Genomic DNA, 19215 nt, shown 5'->3' with positions numbered 1-19215 from the left:
CGACGTGATCGTGGGCGGGCACTCCAACACCCTGCTCTCGAACAGCAACGAGAAGGCCGAGGGTCCCTATCCGACCATGGTCAAGGGCCCGGACGGCGGCGACACGGCCATCGTCTCCGCCTATGCCTACGGCAAGTTCCTGGGTCGGCTCGACGTGGTCTTCGACGACGAAGGCGCGATCAGGACCGCGTCCGGCGAGCCGCTGCTGCTCGACGGCGCGGTCGCCGAGAACGCCCAGATCAAGGGTCGGCTTGAGGAGCTGGCCGAGCCGCTGCAGGCGATCCGCGAAGAGGTGGTCGCGGCGACCGCCGAGCCCATCGACGGCTCCAAGGGCTCCTGCCGGGCCGAGGTCTGCTCGATGGGCGTGCTGGTGGCCGACGCGATGCTCGACCGGGTGAAGTCCCAGGGCATCGACATGGCGATCACCAATGGCGGCGGGCTGCGCGCCTCGATCGACCAGGGCGAAGTCACCATGGGCGAGGTGCTGACCGTGCTGCCGTTCCAGAACACGCTCGCGACCTTCAGGATCAAGGGCGCGGATGTGGTGGCGGCGCTGGAGAACGGGGTCTCCCAGGTCGAGGAAGGCGCCGGGCGGTTCCCGCAGGTCGCGGGGCTCAGCTTCGTGTGGGATCCGGCCGCGCCCGTCGGCGCGCGCATCGTGTCGGTGGAGGTCAGCGGCGCGCCGCTCGACCCCGAGAAGGTCTACGGCGTGGTGTCGAACAACTACATGCGGTCGGGCGGCGACGGCTACAAGACCTTCGCCACCGGCGCGACCGACGCCTATGATTTCGGCCCGGGGCTGGAGGAGGTGGTGGCCGACTACCTCTCGGCCCACGCCCCCTACAAGCCCTATGTGGACGGGCGCATTTCGAAGAAGTGAGGCGCAGGCCCGTTTCGGGGCCTGACCCGGACCCCCGCCGCGGCGCCCCCGCGGCGGGGGTTTTCGGTTCGGTGAGGCGGGGGGCGCGCGCCCCGCTCGCCCCGTTGTGATCTCCGTCGCGGCGGGGCGTGCTAGGCTCCCTCAAAAGGATCAGGAGGACGGCCCGATGCTGCGCGACCGCTACGACAACGCCCTGAGCACCGGCTCGCCCGCGGCGCGGGACGCCTATGCGGCGGGGATGGACCTGTTCCTCGCCTCCGACGCGGGCGTGGAGGCGGCGTTCGCGCGGGCGGTGGCGGAGGATCCGGATTTCGCGCTGGCCCATCTGGGCCTCGCCCGCGAACGCCAGGCGCGCGCCGACCCGGCCGGCGCCCGCGCCGCGCTGGCTGACGCCCGCGCTTGCGCGGGGACGCGCGCGCTCACCGGGCGTGAGGCGGGGCAGCTGCACGCGCTGGGTCTGCTGGTCGAGGGCCGGGGGGCCGAGGCGCTCGCCGCGATCCGCGCCCACGCCGCCGAGCATCCGCGCGACGCGATGGCGATCCAGCCCTGCATGGGCGTCTTCGGCCTGATCGGTTTTTCGGGTCTTACGGGGCGGGAGGCGGAGCAGCTGGCCTTCACCTCGGCCCTCGCGCCCCACTACGGCGACGACTGGTGGTTCCTCGCCCAGCACGCCTTCGCGCAGATGGAGGCCGGGGCGACCGGGCCCGCGGACGCGACCATCGCCCGCGCGCTCGACGGCAATCCGCGCAACGCCAACGCGGCCCATATCCGCAGCCATCTCTACTACGAGAACGGGGAGACGGAGGCCGGCTTCGCCTATCTCGACGCCTGGCGGGCGGACTATGCGCGGGGCGGGCTGCTGCATTGCCATGTGAACTGGCATGTGGCGCTCTGGGCGCTGGAGCGGGGGGACGTCGAGACGATGTGGGCGGTGATCGACGCCGACATCGCGCCCGAAAGCGGGGCGGGGCCGCCGCTGAACGTGCTGACCGACATGGCGGCGATCTTCTACCGGGCGGAGCTGGCGGGGGTTCCTGTGGATCCGGCGCGGTGGCGGGCGATCAGCGCCTATGCGGCGGAGCGGTTCCCGGCCCCCGGCGTGGCCTTCGCCGATGTGCATGCGGCTTTGGCTCATGCGATGGCCGGCGAAGGCGAGGCGCTGGCCCGGATCGTGTCCGACGCCACGGGCCCGGCGGGGGACCTGGTGCGGCTTCTGGCGGGCGCCTTCGGGGCGCTGGCCGCGGGACGCTGGGCCGAGGCGCTGCCCCCGCTGACCCAGGCGATGGTCGATCACGCGCGCATCGGCGGCAGCCGGGCGCAGCGGGATCTTGTCGAGTTCGCGATGGCCGGCGCGCTGCTGAAACTGGGGCGGGGGGAGGAGGCGCGGCGTCTGCTCGCCATCCGCCGGCCGATGGCGTCGGCGGGGGCGGTGGCGGGGCTGGTCTGAGAGAGGACGGCCGCGGACGGGACTCCCTCGGCGCTTCGCGCGAGGATCGCCCGCCCGGGCCGCCCGCCCCATGGCCTTTCGCCCGCGCCCGCCTTACAAAAAGCCATGTGCGGACGCTTCGCCCTGACCACGCCCCAGACCGCGGTGTTGGAGCATTTCGCCGCCCAGCCCTCGCCCCGGCTGGCGGAGCGTCTTGGCAATCTCGGCCCCCGCTGGAACGTCTGCCCTACAACCGACATCCCGGTGGTGCTGAGCCATGACGGCGCCCGCCTGCTCGCCCCGCTGCGCTGGGGGTTCGTCCCGCGCTGGTACAAGGCCCCGAATGGCGGCCCGCTGCTGATCAACGCGCGCGCCGAGACGCTGGCCGAAAAGCCCGCCTTCCGCGACGCCGCGCGCGAGCGGCGCTGCCTGATCCCGGCGGACGGCTTCTACGAATGGCTGCGCGATGCGGAGCCCAAGCGCCCGTTCTGGATCCGCCCCGCCGCCGGCCCGCCCGAGGGTTTGCTCTTCGCCTTCGCCGCCGTCTGGCAGATCTGGCGGGGGCCGGGAGGGCAGTCCCTCGCCGGCGCCGCGATCGTCACCACCGCCGCCTCCGAGCCCATCGCCGGCATCCATCACCGCGAGCCGGTGACGGTGCGCCCCGAGGATTACGGGCTGTGGCTGGGCGAGGACGGCCACGGCGCCGCCCGCCTGATGCGCGCCGCCCCGCCGGGGTTCTGGGATTTTCACGAGGTCTCGCCGAGGGTCAACGGCGTGAAGGATGACGATCCGCAGCTGATCGATCCGATCGACGCCTGACGTTCGGGTTGGGAGACGGGGCCGCATCCGACCCCGGTCCTGCGCCGCGCGGGCGCCCCGTCGCCGCCCTCGGCCCGGTCGCCGCGCGGCTCCCGTCGTTGAGGCGGCGCCGGGCGGGGCTCAGCGCCAGCGGTCGGCGGCCTGGTCGTCGGCCTCGCGGGCGTCGACCCAGCGGGCGCCCTCGGGCGTGGTCTCTTTCTTCCAGAACGGCGCGCGGGTCTTGAGGTAGTCCATCACGAATTCCGCCGCCTCGAACGCCGCGGCCCGATGCGGCGCGGCGCAGGCGACCAGCACGATCCGAGCCGCAGGGGCCAGCGCCCCGAAGCGGTGGATCACGTTCACGCCCTGCAGGGACCAGCGGGCGAGCGCCTCGTCGGCGATGGCGCGCAGCGCGGCCTCGGTCATGCCGGGATAGTGCTCCAGCTCCATCGACGAGATCGGGGCGCCGCCGGCATGGTCGCGCACCAGCCCGGTGAAGGTCGCCACCGCGCCGATATCGGCGCGCCCGGCGCAGAGCCGCTCGATCTCCGCCCCGATGTCGAAATCGTCGGCCTGGACCGAGACATGAACCACCGGCGCGGGTCCCCCGCTCATCCGCCCGTCACCGGCGGGAAGAAGGCCAGCTCGCGCACGCCGGCCAGCGGCGCGTCGAATTCCGCGGCCTCCTGGTCCACCGCCACGCGCACCGCCGAAAGATCCTCGAAGGCGTAGGCGTAGCGCGCGTCCCGCGCCCGCAGCTCCTCGACCAGGGCGGCGACCGTGGGGGCGTCGGAGGCGATCTCCTCGCGCCCCGCTCCGATCCGCTCCCGCAGCCAGGCGAAATACAGCACCTGCATCAGCGTTCTCCCGTCATCGCGGAGCTGGCGAGCCCGCGCCGGAAATAATCCCAGCCGGTCAGCAGCGTCAGCGCGCCCGCAAGCCACAGCAGCCCGATCCCGGCCACGTCCACCCCCCCGGCGATGGAAGGCGCGCCGCCCGCCCCGGCCCAGAACCCGCCCATCAGCACCGCGATCGCCACCATCTGCACGGTGGTCTTCCACTTGGCGAGCTTGGTCACCGGCATCGTCACCCGCCCGGCCAGATGCTCGCGCAGCCCCGACACCGCGGTCTCGCGGAGGAAGATCGCGGCGGCGGGCGGGATCAGCCAGGGGTCGGGCCCGGCCAGCATCATCACCACCGCCAGCGCCGTCATCACCATGGCCTTGTCGGCGATGGGGTCGAGCATTCGCCCGAACTCCGACTGCTGGTTGAAGCGCCGCGCCAGCCAGCCGTCGAGAAAATCGGTGAACGACGCCCCCAGGAACAGTCCCAACCCCCACAGGTCGGCCGCCGGCCGCGGCAGGATGACGAACACCATGGCGACGCCCGGGGCGGCGAGCAGGCGGAATACGGTCAGCAGGTTTGGAATGGTCAAGGGCATGAGGCTGCATCCACCCCAACGGGCGCGACTGTCAAGGCGCCCCGGGGCTCCGGACCCGCCATCGCCCGCGCCACGCCCGTCCGGGCGCGGTCGCCGGGCCCCCGAAACCCCACCGCTCGAGGTCCCGTCTCCCCGCCGCGCGGGCGCTCCGGCGCAGGGTCCGGGCCGGTGGTCGCGCGGCTCCCGCGCAGGTTTCGGGTCGCCGGTCCCCGCGACGAGGTGGCCGAGACCGCGTCGATGTGCGTCCCCATGGGCGGCGGAGGCCGGCGGCTGACGCCGACCTCCGCTCCTCCGCGCGCGCCCGCGTCACTCCGCCGGGCGGGCGGCTTTCAGCGCGTCCAGCTCGTCGATCGAGGCCTTGCGCATCGCCGCCGTCGGCCGTCCGCCGGGCACGAAGGGATGAGTCGAGCTCAGCCCCCCGTCCACCGCGATGGCCTGACCGTTGACGTAGCTCGCGAGGTCCGAGACCAGGAACAGCGCCATTCCCGCGATCTCGTCCGGCTCGCCGCCGCGGCGCATCGGGTTGAGCTGGCCGATCTTGTCCTCCCGCCCCTTCGCCCGCGCGTAGTCGTAGGCGTAGCGCGTCATCCCGGTCTCGATCAGGCCCGGGCAGATGGCGTTGATGCGGATGTTGCGCCCCACCAGCTCCTGCGCCGAGGTCTGGACCAGGCTGATCACCCCGGCCTTGGAGGCGGAATAGGGCGAGGGCCCCGCATTGGCGCGCAGGCCCGCGACCGATGCCGTGGCCACGATCGCCCCGCCGCCGCGGGCCTCCATCGCCGGGACCGCGTGCTTGATGGCCAGGAACGGGCCGATCAGGTTGATGCGCAGCACCTCGGCCCAAATCTCGGGCGTCGCCTCGAAGAAATCCACCGGGCCGCCGAAATTGGAGATGCCGGCATTGGCGTAGAAGATGTCGAGCCCGCCGAAGGTCTCCGTCGCCAGCGCCACCGCGGCGATCACATCGGCCTCGGATCCCGCATCCATGGCCATCGCGCGGGCCTTGCCGCCGGCCTCGCGGATGGCAGCGGCGGTCTCCTCCACCGCCTCGGCCCTGTCGCAGCAGATCACCGAAGCGCCGGCGGCGGCGTAGAGCTTCGAGGTCGCGCGCCCGATGCCCGAGGCGGCCCCGGTGACGATGGCGACCTTGCCGGTCAGGTCGATGGCGGGGTTTTTCGCGTGGGTCATGCCTTGTGTCTCCTCCCAGGGCGCGCGGCTCTGCGGCCGTCGCCATACTGCGGTTTCGAATATCGGGATTCGCCCGGCGCGAACAGGGCCCGGCATCATGCCGGCTCCGTCGACAGGCGGACGGGGGACGACTAGAATCGGCGGATGACCGAGATGCGCGCGACCCCGGACGATGATCGCTCCCCCCGCTTTCTCGCCAAGCGGGCGCGGATTCTCGCCGCCGCCGCCGGCATCATCAACGCCCGCGGGCTCAAGGGCCTGACGCTGGTCGCCGCGGCCGAGGCGCTGGACTCCAACGCCACCTCGATCACCTACTATTTCCGCCGGAAGGAGCATCTGGCCGCCGCCGCGCTGGAACGCGCCGTGGCCCGGCTCGATGCGATGGCGGCGCGCGCGGCCGAGGCGCCCGACCCGCAAGCCCGGGTCCGCGCCCTGCTGCGCGCCTACCTGGCCGAGACCGCGCGCATCCGCGTGGGCGAAGCCGCGGCCTTCACCCGCCTCTCCGACATCCGCGCGCTGGAGGAGCCGTGGCGCGCGCAGGTGATCGGGCTCTACCGCGGCCTGGTGCGCCGCACGGCGGGGTTCTTCGGGGCCGCCGCGGCGGAGGGGGCCGATCCCGGCCATCCCGACATCGCCCGCGCGCATGTGCTGCTGGATTGCGTGCACTGGCTCGACGCCTGGACGCCCGACTATTCGGTCGCCGATTTCCCGCGGCTGGAGGATCGGCTCTGCGATCTCTTCGCCCATGGCTTCGCCGCCCCCGGCCGCGCCTTCGCCCCGCCGCCGCTGGCGCTGGACGAGGCCCCCGCCGAGGCTCAGCCCGGCCGCGAGTCCTTCCTGCGCGCCGCCACGCTGGAGATCAACGCGCGCGGCTATCGCGGCGCTTCGGTGGAACGCATCGCCGCCCGGCTCGGCGTGTCCAAGGGCAGCTTTTATCATCATCTGGGGGCCAAGGACGATCTGGTCGGCCTCTGCTTCGCCCGCTCCTATCGCCGCGCCACCGAGGCGCAGCGCCTCGCCATCGAGGCCGGGGGCCCGCAGGCCGACCGTCTGGCCGCCTGCATCGCGGCGCTGCTGCGCCTGCAGTTCCGATCCGACCTGCCGCTTCTGCGCACCGCCGCCCTCCAGGCCCTGCCGGAGGAGCTGCGCGCCCAGGAGCTGCGCCATGCCGGCCGCCTCGCCCGCCGCTTCGCCGGGATGCTTGCGGACGGGGTGGCTGACGGCTCGGTGCGGGCGGCGGACCCGATGATCGCGGCGGAGTGCCTGCTGGCGGCGATCAACGCCGCCTCCGACGCCACGCTGTGGGTGGCGGCGCAGCCGGATCCGGACGCGGCCGTGCATCGCTACGCGTCGACCCTGTGGTCGGGCCTGTATGCGGACGGGGCGTGAGCCGGGCTCATTGCGCGGTGACACGTCCGGGTGCGTCCCCGGCCCGTTGCAGGGCAGGCCGCACGGCCGGCGCGGGGTCCGAAAACGTCAGCGCGCCGTCGTCTGCCCGGCCGGGGCGCAGCGTCCTGCGGTCCCAAAGGTAGTCCTGTTGCTCGGATCTATCCGCTCCCCGTCGACCGAAACCTCCATGCCCTCCAGCGTCTCCAGCAACTGCCCGGTGGCGGTGATCACGATGTCGCGTCGATCCGGCGGCCCTCCGCCATTTCCAGCCCGTTCCCGTCCGCCGTCTCGCGCACACAGGTCAGGATCGAGGGGCCGTCGGCGATCGCCCTGGCGTCGGTCCAGGGTTCGAAGGCGGAGCCCATGGTGTGCATGTCGCTGTCCGACCGGATGTCCGGATAACGGAACGGGTCCCAGGCCCCGCCGATGCGGGGCTTCTCCTCGAGGATCGCGAAGCGCTCGCCCGGATGCTCGGCCTTCAGCCAGCGCGCGGCGCCGATCACGATGACGTCGAAGTCGAGAGCGGTGGAACCGGCCATCGCGACATACCTGCTCTTCTAAAATCGCGCGTTTTTGTAGATCGGCGGCGGCCTGACGCAAAGCTGGAAATGAGAAATAATTTAATCCGGGTTTAATTTTCATGAGGCTTCCGCAGCCTCGCCTGACGGCCTATGTTGATCTCAACGGCTCTCCGGACGGGCCGATGCGGCAGGGAAGGACCACGCATGCCCAGCATTCAGGCCAATGGACTCGACATCTTCTACGACGAGATCGGCCCGCGGAGCGGCAAACCGCTTCTTCTGATCTCCGGCGTCGGCATGCAGATGATCCGCTATTCGGAAGCGTTCTGCGCGGCGCTGGTCGACCGCGGCTTTCGGGTGATCCGGATGGACAATCGCGACATCGGCCTGTCGCAGGGATTCGATGACGCCGGCATCCCCGACCTCAAGGCGGTGGCGGCGCAGCGCATGGCGGGCGCGACGCCCTCCGTTCCCTACACGCTGGTCGAGATGGCGGCGGACGCGGCCGGCCTGATCGACGCGCTGGGACTGGGCAAGACCCATGTCGTCGGCTCGTCGATGGGCGGCATGATCGTGCAGCTGATGGCGATCAATCATCCCGACAAGCTGCTCTCCGTCACCTCGATCATGTCGACCACCGGCCACGGCTCGCTGCCCCAGGCGACGCCGGAGGCGATGGCGGTGCTGACCGGCCCGCGCATCGACCCGTTCGCCGACCGCGAGGCCTATCTGGCGCAGGCCGTGGTCTCGGCCCGGGTGATCGGCAGCCCCGGCTACCCGGAGGACGAGGCGCTGATCCGTGAGCGCGCAGCGGCGGATGTGGAGCGCGCCTGGCGGCCCGCCGGCTTCGCCCGGCAATATGCGGCGATCCTCGCCACGCCGGACCGGCGCGCGGGGCTCGGGGGCGTGACGCTGCCCTTCCTCGCGATCCACGGGACCGACGATCCCCTGGTTCGGGTCGAGGGCGGGCGCGACACCGCGGCTTCGGTCCCCGGGGCGGAGCTGATCGAGATCCCCGGCATGGGCCACAACATCCCCGCCGGCCTGATCGAGCGCATCGCCGACGGCATCGCCCAGGTCGCCGCCAAGGCCCGGGACTGAGGGCGCCTTCGCAGCAGATCGTCCCCCGTGCGCGGGGGACGATCGGCGCGGTTTCAGTCCAGCGCCACGATCCCGTCCGGTCCTTCGATCTCCGCCCGCATCACCGCGGCGCCGGTCTCGCCCTCCGGCAGGACCGCGCCGAGACCCATCGCGGCCAGCGCCGCGCCCACCTCCGGATCCTTGCGCCGGACGAAGCTGGTCAGCGTCAGGCCGGAGCCCGCCAATGCGTCCGAGGGAGTCGGCCCGTCGGGCCATTCGATGACGCCGGGCAGGGCGCCGCCCATCAGCGGGACCCCGTCCGCCGGCGTCGCCAGCCGCCAGGCCAGCGTCCCGCGCCGCATCGGGCGCAGGGTCCCCATCTCCTCCGGGCCCTTGGCCAGCAGCGCCGCCGCGTCCGCGCTGCGCGCCACCCAGGTCAGGAGCCGCGGCCCCTTCTCCAGCCTGGCCCGCACCGCCGGCAGGCCCAGGCCGAAGGGCGTCGGCGCTTGCGTCGGAAAATCCTGATCCGGGTCGGGGGCGATCAGCTCCAGATAGCAGCGCCCGCCGCCCGGCCGCGCCAGACCCCAGAGCGCGTTATGCGTGCCCAACCCCTCATGCGCCCCGCCGCCCTGCGCCTTGACGCCGAACGCCTCCTCCAGCCGCGGCCGCCATTCGGCCAGCGCCCGGCAGCCCAGCACCAGGTGATCCAGCTCCGCCATCGCGCATCTCTCCCCATCGGTTTCGTCATCGCGTCGGCTTGTCGGCGCCGACCGCCGCGCGGCATAGAGGACCCTTCTCCGCCCGCCGGATCAAGCGAAAGCCCGAGCCATGTCCGACCAAGCCGCCCTGAAACCCGCCGCCCTGCGTATCGCCCCCGCCGCCGTGGATTTCGAGGCGTGGGACGCGCTGCTGGATCTGGTGCGCCGGGCCTTCGCCTATATGGAGGGGCGGGTCGATCCGCCCTCGTCGCTCACCCGCATGGATGCGGCCGCGCTGAAGGCCAAGGCGGGGGCCGAGACGCTGCTGCTCGCTGATGACCAGGACGGCGCGCTGGTCGGCTGTCTCTTCGCCGACGACCGGGGTGAGGCGCTCTACATCGGAAAACTGGCGGTGGAGCCGGCGCGGCAGGGCGCCCGGATCGGGGCGGCGCTGATGGCGGCGGCGGAGGCGCTGGCCCGGGCCCGCGGGATCCCGACGCTGGAGCTGGAGACGCGGGTGGAGCTGACCGGCAACCACCGGGCCTTCGAACGGATGGGCTTCGAGAAGGTGGCCGAGACCGCCCATGCCGGCTATGACCGCCCCACCTCCTTCACCTTCCGGCGCGCGCTGCGCTGAGCGCGAGGCGCGTCAGTAGTCGCCGTCGGGCTTTGGCTCGTCGTCGAAGGGTTCGGCCTTCGACGACGGCGCGGCGTCGTGCAGCGTCGCCTGCGACGCCCGCGCGACGGCGCCGGTGGCGGGGTCGTTGACCGGGCCCGCCTCGGCCTCCGGCGCAGAGTCGGGCGCAGGGTCCGGCACGGGCGAGGAGACGAGCGGCTCGGGCGCCAGCGGCGCGGGCGCCGGCGGTTCGGCCGCGCCCAGCGCGGGGCCGGGCCGGGGCGTCGGGATCAAGGCGGCGTCGCGCTCGGCCTCCAGCTCCTCCAGCGAGGCGACGTCGACCGACACCGACAGCATCTGCCCGCCCGACCCCACCACCAGTCCGGTCACCGGCGCGCAATCGGCGTAATCGCGCCCGGTCGCCGACATCACGTGATCGGCCCCGGGCTGCATGTCGTTGGTCGGGTCGAACTGCACCCAGCCCAGCGAGGGATCCCAGACCGAGGCCCAGGCATGGGTCGCGTCCGCCCCCACCAGCCGCTTCCGGCCCGGCGGCGGCAGGGTGCGCAGATAGCCCGAGATATAGGCGCAGGGCAGGCGCAACGCCCGCATCGCGGCCAGCATCACATGGGCGAAGTCCTGGCACACGCCCTCGCGCGCCGCGAAGCTGGCGGAGGCCGGCGTCTCGGCGGTGGTCGAGCCGGGGAGGTATTTGAAATCGGCGTGGATGCGCGCGCAGAGCTCTCGCGCCGCCTCCAGCACCGGGCGGCCGGGCTCGAAGCTTTCGCGGGCGTAGGCCTCGATATCGGCGTCGGCGTCGGTCAGCGGCGTGGGATAGGCGTAGAGCGCGGCGGCGAGCCCCGCCGGCGCCGCGGCCATGCGCGCCGCCTCCTCCCACGGGACGGAGGCGCCCAGCATCGGCTCGTCGCGCTCCAGCCGCTCGACCACGCAGGTCAGCGTGATCTCCAGCGTCTCATGCGGTTCGGTGACCGTCGCCGTCTCCAGCCGGTTGCCGAAGGCGTCGATGAAGCCCGCCCGCTCCTGCGGATGGGGCGAGACGCTGACTTCGGATTCCAGCACCCGCTGCGCGTCGTTCGACGGCGGCGTCAGGCGCAGCAGGTGCTGCGAGAACGCGGCCGGCGCGCCATAGGCGTAGCGGGTGGCGTGGAGGATCCGCAGCGTGCTCATCCCTCCAGCCTCCCGCGCAGGCCGACCCGGCTCGGGGGCTGGGTATGGGCGAAGAACGACCGGGCGAGCTCGTCCGACAGCTCCGCCAGCGCGGCGCGCACCTCGGCGATCAGGGCGCTGAGCGCGGGGCGGCGGCCCTCGTCGTCCTCGTCGGCCAGCGTCTCGGGGTCGGCGAGGCGCACATCCATCAGCACCCGCATCGCGAGCCGCAATTCGCGGGACCGGCGCGGCCCGGGATTGGGCAGGTTGTTGAGCGCCTCCTCGACCCGCATCAGCTGGTAGACCAGGCTGCGGGGGTTGCGCTCGTCCAGCACCAGCAGGTCCATGCAGGGGGCCGCGGCCGGCACGGTCATGTAGCGGGTCCGATAGGCGGTGCGGCTGTCGAGCAGGGTCAGCCAGGCCCGCAGCCAGCTTTCGTCGGGGTCGTTGCGCCGGCCGGCCAGCGCCTCGGCGGCGCGGGCGAAGGCGAGGCCGCGCTCGATCCCGCGGCCAAGCTCGAGGAACCGCCAGACATGGTTGCGCGTCAGGTTCTCCTGCGTGGTGCCGGCGAAGGCGGCGAGCGCGAGCAGGCTCTCGTCGATCAGGCGCAGCAGGGCGGAGGCGTTCTGCGGCGGCGGCGGCGCCCGCCAGCCGGTGTCCGAGGTCAGCCGGTCGATGGACCGCCAGCTTTCCTCGGACAGATACGGCCGCGCCCGCTGCCCGGTGCGGCGCAGCGCGCCCAGCAGCGGGGCCATGCCCATCGGTTCGTGATGGTCGGAGGTCAGGCGGGCGATGGCGTCGCGCACCCGGGGCATGCCGCGGCGGTTGGCGTCGGGGCCGGCCTGGATTTCGAGGATCGCCGACAGCACCGCGGGGCTGTCGTCGTCCTCCTGGCCCGAGACCATGCGCTCGATCACCCCGCGCAGCACGCGCAGGGTGACGTCGGCGCGCTCGGCGGTGCGTCCCAGCCAGAACAGGTCGTCGGCCACCCGGCTCAGCAGATCGCCGCCGGTGCGCCGCAGATGGGCGCCGGCCATGCGGCGTTCGAGGGTGGGGGAGGGGCGCGCCTCCTCCGCCGTGCGGGCCGGGATCCAGACGTCCTTGCCGAAGCCCAGCGGCGGCGGCGCGCAGCCCGGTTCGACGAGGGAGGCGACGCCGCCCGGCGCCACCGACCAGCCGCTGGGGGTCAGGCTGGCGAAGACCCGCATCATCCACTGCCGCGGGGCGAGCGCGCCGTTGCGCCAGGCCGGCGTGGTCGACAGCGGCGGGGTGGCGACGGCGGCCAGACGCTCCCCATGCCGGCGCAGGAAGCCGGCCAGCGCGTCGCGGTCGCGCTGGATCAGGGTGGGGGCGGCGCGGTCGTTCAGCGGCCCGCGGCTGATCCGTTCCAGCCGCCACAGCTCGGGCTCGTCCATCGCCTGTTCGCGCGCGGCCGGGTCGCCCATCCACAGGCAGGGCGCGTCCGCGAGCAGCAGCTCCTCGTTCAGGAAGAAGCCGCTGAGCGCATGGGCGAAGGGCGCCATGGCCCGGTAGGCGAAGGCCGAAGAGCCGAGCCCGTTGGCGAGCCGGAGCCGCCCGGTCCGTTCGGCGAGCGACAGCGCCGGCGCGCCCAGCGTGGCGGTGGCGGGCTGGAACAGCGCCTCCAGGTGATGCGAATGCACGCCGCGCAGCAGCACCGACAGGGGTTTGAGCCCCTCCACCGTCTTCACGAAGGCCCCGCCTTCGCGCACCGTGACGTCGGCGGGCTCGATCAGGGCGGCGCCCATGTAGCGGGCGAAATAGGCGTGCGAGAAATAGCGCGGGTCGCGCCCGCCGCCCGACATCAGCGCGAGGCGTCCGTCGAGGCCGGTGGCGTCCTCCAAGAGCTGCTGGAGGCCCAGATAATGCCCTGCGATGCGCCGGATGCCGCCGGCGAGGAAGGGTTCAGCGAAGCTCTGCGAGGACGCGACGCGGTTCGCCACCATCCAGCCGTCGCCCAGAGGCGCGTCGACCCGATCCGCGAGCACCATCCAGCGCCCGTCGGCGCCGCGCGCCAGGTCCATTTCGAAGAGCGTCAGAAACGGCGTGTCCCGCGCGGGCCAGCCGGTGCGCCAGATGGCGTAGTCGGGGTTGCCGAAGGCCATGCCGGGCGGGAGCATGCCCTGGCGCAGCGCCGTCTGGGGGCCGTAGAGGTCGGCCAGCGCCGCCTCGATCAGGCGGGCGCGCTGCACCACGCCGGCGGAGATCGCGGCCCATTCCTCGGGCGCGATCACCACCGGGAAGGCGTCGGCGGAGGCGGCGGCGACGTCGGCCCCGCCGGTGGGGTCGAAGGCCACGCCGGATTCGAGCCGCAGCCGCCGGGTTTCGCCGATGACCGCCTCATAGCCCTCGGCGCCTGCGCGCCGGGCCCAGTCGATCAGCCCGCGCCAATGCGGGCGCAGGGCTCCCTCGCCGTCCAGCGCCTCGTCATAGGCGCGGTCGGTGCGATGGGCCGCATAATGGGCGAAGAGGTCCCGAAGATCGTCTTCGAGACGGGCGACGGCAGGCATGGAGCTCCTTCGAAGGCCTTCAGTCGCTGGGCGCGTCCGGGATGCGGCGGCCGGGGCAGGCGGACGTAGGTTGGCGCAGGCGGAAGAGTATGCCGCCCGGGGGGCGGGTTGCCAAGGGCGACGACCGTTCGGGGGCAAACGATTTTTTCGGGAGAGCGCGGGGTTTTGCGAGGCGCACGCCGGACTTGCGCCAGACAGGGGCGCCCCATGGTCAGCCATCCGCCCCGCCCCGCCCCGGAGCGCGGGGCGGGGCGGGGCGGCAGGGCCTCAGCGCTGGCGGCGGAGGTCCAGGGTCAGCGGCTGATCGGGGCTCATCCGCGGGGCCAGGGGCCGCATCCGGCCGGGCGTGTGGCCGATGGTCTCGAAGCGCGACAGGCGCCGGCCCTCGGCCTCCAGGTCGTTGATCGGCTGGGTGTCGAAGGCCCGCCCGCCCGGATGGGCCGAATGCAGCACGCAGCCCCCGACGGAACGCTCGGAGAAACTGTCCCACAGATCGAAGACCAGCGGCGTGTGCACCCCGATGGTGGGGTGCAGCGACTCCGCCGGCTGCCAGGCCCGGTAACGGAGCCCCGCCACCCGCTCATCCTTGCGGCAGGTCTCGCGCAGCGGCATCTCCCAGCCGTTGCAGGCCACCACATAGCGGTTCTGCAAGTCGCCCTCGACCCGCACCTGAAGCCGCTCCAGCGAGCTGTCGACATAGCGGACCGTGCCGCCGATGGCCCCGGTCTCGCCCAGCACATGCCAGGGTTCGATGGCCGAGCGCAGCTCCATCGTCACGCCCTGGCGCTTGACGTCGCCGGCGAGCGGGAAGCGGAACTCGAACTGGGCGCGGAACCATTCGGGGTCCATGCGCAGGCCGAGGAAGCCCTCGATATCCGCCAGCACCTCCAGGAAATCCTCCCAGACGTAGTGGGGCAGCATGAAGCGGTCATGCAGGGCGGCGCCCCAGCGGCGCAGCGGACGCTCATAGGGCTTTTGCCAGAACCAGGCGATCAGGGCGCGCAGGATCAGGCTCTGCGCCAGCGCCATGCGGGGATGGGGCGGCATCTCGAAGGCGCGGAACTCCACCAGACCCAGACGCCCGGTCGGGCCGTCCGGCGAATAGAGCTTGTCGATGCAGATCTCCGCCCGGTGGGTGTTGCCCGAGAGGTCGGTGAGCAGGTTGCGGAAGATGCGGTCCACCAGCCACAGCGGCATGTCCCAGCCGGGCTTGGGGGCCTGCTCCAGCGCGATCTCCATCTCATAAAGGATGTCGTCGCGCGCCTCGTCCATGCGCGGGGCCTGGGAGGTCGGGCCGATGAACTGGCCCGAGAACAGGAAGCTGAGCGCGGGATGCACCTGCCAGTAGCGCACGATGGAGGCGAGCAGGTCGGGCCGGCGCAGGAAGGGCGACACATCCGGGGTCTCGCCCCCCACAACGATGTGGTTGCCGCCGCCCGAGCCCGCCTGACGCCCGTCATAGAGGAACTTGGTGGTGGCGAGGTTGCAGTGGCGCGCGTCCTCGTAGAGCCCTTCCGAAATCGCGACCAGCTCCTCCCAGCTCTCGGCCGGCTGGACGTTGACCTCGACCACGCCGGGGTCCGGCGTGACCATGATCTTCTGCAGGCGCGGGTCGCCGGGGGGGGAGTAGCCCTCCATCTGGATCGGCAGGCCGGTGGCCTCGGCGGCCTCCTCGATCGCCGCGACCAGGTCGACGAAGCTGTCGGCGGAGGGCAGCGGCGGCATGAAGATGTGGATGACGCCGTCGCGCGGCTCCACCGTCACCGCGGTGCGGACCACGGAGGCGTAGATCGCCACGCCCGGATCAGGCTCGAAGGGCGAGGTCATCGCGGCTTCGGGATGGACCTCTCCAGGCACCGGCATCGGCATGTGGCCGGGGCCGGCGGGGGCGCCGCCGGGGCCGAAGCCGGGGGCCCAGCCGCCCGAGGGGCCGGCCTGCGGGTTGATCCCGCCGGCCCCGCGGCCCTGCATCGCGGTGCGCCGCGCGAAGGGGGCGCGGGCGGCGAACGGGTCGAGCGTGTGGAGGTAGGGGCGGTCCTCCTCCACCAGCCAGCGCAGGGAGGACAGGGGCAGGCGGTAGCCGGCGGCGGAATCGCCCGGCGTCAGGTAGAGCTTGCCGCGCCGGGTCTTCCACCGTTCCGACGCCCAGAAGAACCGGCGGCGGTCGGCGCGGGCGCGGGCCTGCTGGGCCTGGATCGGGAGGACGACGCAGGTGGGATTGCCCAAGCCCCGCTCGAACACCCGAGCCAGCCGCTGACGCTCCATCGGATCGTCGAGCTTGTTGTCGACGGGGTCGAGGTTCACCGGCAGCTCGGCTTCGCGCAGCAGGAAGTGGGCGGCGTCCTCATAGGCGGGCGCGATCATGTCGGCGTCGACGTCGAGCGACTCGCACAGCGCCTGGGTGAATTTCAGCGCCTCGGCGTAGCCCGCGCCCGACGACGTCTCCGGCGCGATCAGCTCGGGGTTCAGCCATAGCGCCTCCTGGTCCTTGCGCCAGTAGAGGCCGAAGGCCCAGCGCGGCAGCTGTTCGCCCGGATACCACTTGCCCTGACCGTGATGGATCAGGCCGCCGACGGGGGCGAAACGGGTGCGCAGGCGGCGGATCAGCTTGTCGGCGTAGACCTTCTTGGTCGGCCCGACGGCGGCCTCGTTCCACTCCGGCGCGTCGCGGTCGAACTCCGCCACGAAGGTCGGTTCGCCGCCCATGGTCAGCTGGACGTTCGAGGCCTTGAGCTTCTCGTCCACCAGCTTGCCCGCGGCGTCGATCTCGGCCCAGGCGGCGTCGGTGAACGGGTAGGTGACGCGCGGCTCCTCGCGCACGCGCCGGATCTCCATGAAGAAGTCGAACTCGACCTCCGCCTTCTCATGCGCGCCGTTGATGGGCGCGGCCGACCGCGGGGAGGGCGTGGCGGCGAGCGGGATATGCCCCTCCGACGTCAGCAGGCCGGAGGTGGCGTCGAGCCCGATCCACCCGGCGCCGGGCACATAGACCTCGGCCCAGGCGTGCAGGTCGGTGAAGTCGGCGTCCGGCCCCGACGGGCCGTCCACCGATTTCACGTCCGGCGTCAGCTGGATCAGGTAGCCCGACACGAACCGGGCCGCGAGGCCGCGATGACGCATCAGATGCACCAGCAGCCAGGCCGAGTCGCGGCACGACCCGGACCCGATCTCCAGCGTCTCCTCCGGCTCCTGCACGCCGGGCTCCATGCGCACCAGATATTCGACGGCGTTCTGGACGACCTGGTTGACCGCGACGAGGAAGTCGACGGTGTGCTCCTGCGTTTCAGGCAGCGACTTCAGGATCTTGTCGAACTTCGGCCCCTGCGGTCCGGTCTCCAGATAGGGGGCGAGGTCCTTCTTCTCATCGGCGGAATAGTCGAAGGGGACGGACTTGGCCGAGTCCTCGACGAAAAAGTCGAACGGGTTGACCGCGGCCATGTCGGCGACGAGGTCGATGCAGACCTCGAAGTGATCGACCTTCTCGGGGAAGACCAGTCGCGCGAGCCAGTTGCCGAACGCGTCCTGCTGCCAGTTGATGAAGTGCGGTTCAGGCGAGATCTTCTGCGAGTAGGCGAGGATCTTGGTCCGGCTATGCGGCGCCGGCCGCAGCCGCACCACCTGCGGGCCCATGCTGATCGGCTTGTCGTAAGTATAGGTGGTCCGATGCGTGATCGCCGCGTTGATGCTCATCTGATCCGCCTTTGTTACGTCGCCGGGCTCCGGCCTCTGTGCAGCGCAGCATATTCCGATGCTGTTTCAAATAGAAAGGGGGGGCGACGCGTCGTCTCCCGGCGGAGACGATGGAAGGGGCGTCTCGGCCCGGGTTTCGGCGCCGGTTTCCGCGCCCGGCGCCGCCACGCCCGGCCGGGGCGGATTCCTTTTGCTGCGTGGGGCTTGGCCTGCTGGCCGCGGCGGCGGAGCGGCATGAGATCCTGGGCGTGGGCCTGGTGGAGGCCGCGCCGGATTGGGCCCCGACGGGGGCGTGCGAATCCCTGTGGCTCAGCTGCCGCTCGACGTCATCGGCCGCATTCTTCACGTCCGCGCCGCCTGCTGCGGGGGGCTTGCGGGGCGGCTGGGGCGGCGCCATCTGCATCGACGCGGCCTCGGCTCATCCCCCGTATCCCCGACGCCGCGGGGCGCCCCGAATGTCAGACCTGACCAGCCTGCTCGCCGACCCTGGGGCCTGGGTGGCCCTCGCGACGCTGATCGTGATGGAGGTCGCGCTGGGCGTCGACAACCTTCTGTTCGTGTCGATCCTGACCAACCGCCTGCCGCCGGCGCAGCGCGAGGTCGCGCGGCGCGTGGGCCTGGGGCTCGCGCTGATCCTGCGGCTCGTGCTGCTGGCCGGGGCCGCGCATGTCATGCGGCTGGACGCGCCGATCTTCGCGGTGGCGGGCGAGTCGTTCTCCTGGAAGGACCTGGTGTTGCTGGGCGGCGGGCTCTTCCTGGTCTGGAAGGCGACGTGGGAGATCCACGCCCGCGTCGACCCCAGGGGGGAGGCCGGGGGCTGCGCCGTGCCCCGCGCGGCGCCGGTCTTCGCCGCGGCGATCGTGCAGATCCTGCTGCTGGACCTGGTGTTCTCCATCGACAGCATCGTCACCGCGGTCGGCATGACCCGCCATCTGCCGGTTATGTTCGTCGCTGTGATCGTCGCGGTGGCCGTGATGTTCCTCGCCGCGGCACCGCTCGCGCGATTCATCGAGCGGCATCCCAGCGTCGCCATGCTGGCGCTGTCCTTCCTGCTGATGATCGGGATGGTGCTGGTCGCCGAGGGGCTGGGGTTCCACGTGCCGCGCGGCTATCTCTATGCGGCGATGGGATTTTCGATGGGGGTCGAGGCGCTGAACATTCTCGGGGGCCGCGGGGGCCGCGGGGGGCGAGGCGCGGAAGGCGCATGAGCCGCGCGCGGCGGGCCGGGAGAGTTACGGCCTGTTAACTTAACTTTCCTAAATCAGGGTCTCCCCGCAACGGAGACCGCGGATGACGGACGCCGACCCTCTCGCCGCGCAGGACCCGCGCGCCCGACCCCCGGCCCGACCCCCGGCCCGACCATCGAGTCTGCCGGCGGTTCGCGCGGCGCATGCCCGTTCGCCCCGCGCGGCCTGGCGACGGCGGCGCCGGCTGATGCTGCGGGTCGGGCTCGGGGTGGCGGCGTTGATCCTGCTGGCGCTTGACCTCGTCCCCGGCCGCTATGTCGCCGAGACGGTGATTCTGCTGCCCGCGCCGGCCCTCGGCGGGGCGGAGCCCACCACCGCGGAGGCGGAGATCCGTCGCCTGCTCGCGCCCGCGCTGCTGGCCCGGGTCGCGGACGGGCTGCGGCTGGAGGTGACCGGGGAATTCGCCGCGCCGGCCGACCCGCTGCGCGCCGACGCGGCGCTGCGGCGGGCGGCGGAGTTTCTGGGCGACCGGCTCGGGGCGGCGGCCCGCGCGGGCCTGGGCTGGACCCCGCCGGCGACTGCGCCCGCGGGGCCGGAGGCGCTGCG

General features: G+C 72.6%; 17 protein-coding genes. 8 read left to right on the top strand and 9 right to left on the bottom strand.

Features of this window, described 5'->3' with window-relative positions:
* The 3 genes from ACTB72_RS14220 to ACTB72_RS14210 all read left to right on the top strand — a co-directional run.
* The coding region (locus ACTB72_RS14220) for a bifunctional metallophosphatase/5'-nucleotidase (RefSeq protein WP_463037661.1) at window positions 1-880 on the top strand (880 nt) is incomplete at its 5' end.
* 166 nt (window positions 881-1046) lie between these two features.
* Window positions 1047-2327, top strand: coding sequence for a tetratricopeptide repeat protein (locus ACTB72_RS14215; RefSeq protein WP_463037660.1), 1281 nt, complete (start codon window positions 1047-1049; stop codon window positions 2325-2327).
* Between the two features lie 105 nt (window positions 2328-2432).
* Entirely contained in the window at window positions 2433-3125 is a 693-nt protein-coding gene (locus tag ACTB72_RS14210) for an SOS response-associated peptidase (RefSeq protein WP_463037659.1), read from the top strand.
* Between the two features lie 120 nt (window positions 3126-3245).
* On the opposite strand, the gene moaE is transcribed toward ACTB72_RS14210, so the two are convergent.
* The 4 genes from moaE to ACTB72_RS14190 all read right to left on the bottom strand — a co-directional run bounded on the left by moaE (window position 3246) and on the right by ACTB72_RS14190 (window position 5733).
* Complete coding sequence (moaE, locus tag ACTB72_RS14205; protein WP_463037658.1) at window positions 3246-3719, bottom strand: molybdopterin synthase catalytic subunit MoaE; 474 nt, start codon at window positions 3717-3719, stop codon at window positions 3246-3248.
* Window positions 3716-3961 carry a molybdopterin converting factor subunit 1 gene (moaD, locus tag ACTB72_RS14200; RefSeq protein WP_463037657.1) on the bottom strand — a complete coding sequence of 82 codons (246 nt, stop codon included), beginning with the start codon at window positions 3959-3961 and terminating at the stop codon, window positions 3716-3718. Before moaD ends, moaE begins: the two co-directional genes overlap by 4 nt.
* Window positions 3961-4545: a CDP-diacylglycerol--glycerol-3-phosphate 3-phosphatidyltransferase gene (gene pgsA, locus ACTB72_RS14195; RefSeq protein ID WP_463037656.1), complete on the bottom strand. Its 585-nt coding sequence runs from the start codon at window positions 4543-4545 to the stop codon at window positions 3961-3963. The genes moaD and pgsA overlap by 1 nt, the downstream gene beginning before the upstream one ends.
* Window positions 4546-4851: 306 nt before the next feature.
* Entirely contained in the window at window positions 4852-5733 is an 882-nt protein-coding gene (locus tag ACTB72_RS14190; RefSeq protein WP_463037655.1) for an SDR family NAD(P)-dependent oxidoreductase, read from the bottom strand.
* 144 nt (window positions 5734-5877) lie between these two features.
* On the opposite strand from ACTB72_RS14190, the gene ACTB72_RS14185 reads away from it, so the two are divergent.
* Window positions 5878-7122: a TetR/AcrR family transcriptional regulator gene (locus ACTB72_RS14185; protein WP_463037654.1), complete on the top strand. Its 1245-nt coding sequence runs from the start codon at window positions 5878-5880 to the stop codon at window positions 7120-7122.
* A 227-nt stretch (window positions 7123-7349) separates the two neighbouring features.
* Here the strand turns inward: ACTB72_RS14185 and ACTB72_RS14180 are convergent, their stop codons facing one another.
* Window positions 7350-7661: a hypothetical protein gene (locus ACTB72_RS14180; RefSeq protein WP_463037653.1), complete on the bottom strand. Its 312-nt coding sequence runs from the start codon at window positions 7659-7661 to the stop codon at window positions 7350-7352.
* Between the two features lie 186 nt (window positions 7662-7847).
* Between ACTB72_RS14180 and ACTB72_RS14175 the strand changes: the two genes are divergently transcribed.
* Complete coding sequence (locus ACTB72_RS14175; protein ID WP_463037652.1) at window positions 7848-8744, top strand: alpha/beta fold hydrolase; 897 nt, start codon at window positions 7848-7850, stop codon at window positions 8742-8744.
* A 53-nt stretch (window positions 8745-8797) separates the two neighbouring features.
* Here ACTB72_RS14175 and ACTB72_RS14170 read toward each other — a convergent pair whose 3' ends face one another.
* Window positions 8798-9442: a VOC family protein gene (locus tag ACTB72_RS14170; protein WP_463037651.1), complete on the bottom strand. Its 645-nt coding sequence runs from the start codon at window positions 9440-9442 to the stop codon at window positions 8798-8800.
* A gap of 109 nt (window positions 9443-9551) precedes the next feature.
* Between ACTB72_RS14170 and ACTB72_RS14165 the strand changes: the two genes are divergently transcribed.
* Window positions 9552-10058 (top strand): GNAT family N-acetyltransferase, encoded by a 507-nt coding sequence (locus ACTB72_RS14165; RefSeq protein ID WP_463037650.1) that lies wholly within the window; start codon window positions 9552-9554, stop codon window positions 10056-10058.
* 12 nt (window positions 10059-10070) lie between these two features.
* Here the strand turns inward: ACTB72_RS14165 and ACTB72_RS14160 are convergent, their stop codons facing one another.
* From ACTB72_RS14160 to ACTB72_RS14150, 3 genes are all read right to left on the bottom strand, one after another.
* Window positions 10071-11225 (bottom strand): transglutaminase family protein, encoded by a 1155-nt coding sequence (locus ACTB72_RS14160; protein ID WP_463037649.1) that lies wholly within the window; start codon window positions 11223-11225, stop codon window positions 10071-10073.
* Window positions 11222-13732, bottom strand: a complete 2511-nt coding sequence (locus tag ACTB72_RS14155; protein WP_463037648.1) for a circularly permuted type 2 ATP-grasp protein — start codon at window positions 13730-13732, stop codon at window positions 11222-11224. The genes ACTB72_RS14160 and ACTB72_RS14155 overlap by 4 nt, the downstream gene beginning before the upstream one ends.
* A 267-nt stretch (window positions 13733-13999) precedes the next feature.
* The gene (locus ACTB72_RS14150) at window positions 14000-17422 is read right to left on the bottom strand and encodes a transglutaminase family protein (RefSeq protein WP_463037647.1); all 3423 of its coding nucleotides are present in this window, start codon (window positions 17420-17422) and stop codon (window positions 14000-14002) included.
* Between the two features lie 455 nt (window positions 17423-17877).
* On the opposite strand from ACTB72_RS14150, the gene ACTB72_RS14145 reads away from it, so the two are divergent.
* Window positions 17878-18630, top strand: coding sequence for a TerC family protein (locus ACTB72_RS14145; protein WP_463037646.1), 753 nt, complete (start codon window positions 17878-17880; stop codon window positions 18628-18630).
* A gap of 226 nt (window positions 18631-18856) precedes the next feature.
* Window positions 18857-19215: hypothetical protein (locus ACTB72_RS14140; protein WP_463037645.1), on the top strand; the 359-nt coding region annotated here is incomplete at its 3' end.

It is taken from the genome of Albimonas sp., assembly GCF_055129145.1.
This window is presented reverse-complemented; position numbering and strand designations above follow the sequence as displayed.